The sequence below is a fragment of the Arenibacter certesii DSM 19833 genome, assembly GCF_000429545.1.
GTDB lineage: Bacteria > Bacteroidota > Bacteroidia > Flavobacteriales > Flavobacteriaceae > Arenibacter > Arenibacter certesii.
Genome location: NZ_AUCB01000084.1, coordinates 1 through 1,366, shown reverse-complemented (window position 1 = coordinate 1,366; position 1,366 = coordinate 1). Strand labels below are relative to the sequence as shown.

The following is a 1,366-nucleotide window of genomic DNA, read 5'->3' as shown; positions in this document are numbered from 1 at the left end:
AAATTATTGGATTATTGGGGAACTGGCTATCCTGGGGGACATGGTTTAACGTTACATAACGAAGGTGGGGAAGATGTACTATTTATAGTGGACTGTGGTTATTTTGTGGACAAAACAGGAAAAAACCAAGCTCAAGCAGGACAGGTGTTCAAAACTACAATTGATGGCCGTCTTATTTTTCCATTGCCTCACCCTCATACCATTGGCGTTTATAAGGATGATGAGGCATATAGACCGACCGAGACGGCGGTAGGGCCCAATGGGGATATCTATGTGGCCGATGGCTATGGTTCGGATTACATTCTTCAATTCAGTCATAAAGGCGAGTTTATCAGAAAATGGGGAGGTAAGAACAATACCGATAAAAATTATAATTTGGCAAATGCCCATGGCGTGGCCGTAGATTATCGAAATAAGAACAATCCAATGTTGATAATTACTTCAAGAAATGATAATGCTTTTAAATATTTCACGCTCGATGGAAAATATATTAAAACCTTGAATTTGCCCGGAGCCTTTGTATGTAGAGCTGTTATAGATGATGAAAACATCTATTCAGGCGTATGTTGGTCCGAAACACGGGAAGGGGAGAAATGGGTGCGCGATACTGGTTTTGTGACCATTTTAGATGGGAATAATCAGGTGGTTTCCAATCCCGGGGGAGAGGAGCCAAAATATATTAATGGTAAACTACAAACCATGCATAATTCCCTAAACCCAATTTTTAACCATGGTCATGACGTTTATGTGGATCCAGACAAAAATTTATATGTCTGTCAATGGAATGCTCATAATTCTGCGCCAATTAAATTGGAAAGGGTTTAAGACCATGGTGGTAAGATTAAGGATCAAAAAAGATAAGAATGGATAGTAGTGTACCGGATTTTATATTGTTTTTAGGTCGACTTCACCCACTTGTGGTGCATTTGCCCATTGGTTTCTTGTTCTTTGCCTTTATTTTGGAACTATATGGGCGTTGGAATAAGAATTCTACGCTGTCCATTGCAATTACCTTGGCCTTGTTCTTTGGCGCTATAAGTGCTTTGGTTGCCAGTGTACTAGGGTATATGCTTTCTTTAAGCGGGGATTATGAGGAGGGGATGTTGGATACTCATTTTTGGTTTGGAGTAGCCACAACGATAGTTACTTTTTTAGCATGGGCCATACGTTCGGGCAAGTTTAATATGCCCAAATTTAATGGATTAAAACCTAATATGGCTACCCTGGCCCTTGTAGTGGTTTTGGTGAGTGTTACTGGACATTATGGAGGGAATTTAACACATGGAAGTGATTATTTGGTGAAGTATGCACCGTTTGGAAGATCAGAAAAAGTAGTATTGCCACCTATCTCCCGCTTAGAGGAAGC

At 40.3% G+C, this 1,366-nt stretch carries 2 protein-coding genes; both read left to right on the top strand.

What is annotated here, in order from left to right; all coding sequences use genetic code 11:
* The coding region (locus tag G466_RS24195) for an NHL repeat-containing protein (RefSeq protein WP_026815008.1) at positions 1-825 on the top strand (825 nt) is incomplete at its 5' end.
* Between the two features lie 38 nt (positions 826-863).
* On the top strand, positions 864-1,366 hold a 503-nt coding region (locus G466_RS0118880), incomplete at its 3' end, for a DUF2231 domain-containing protein (protein WP_026815007.1).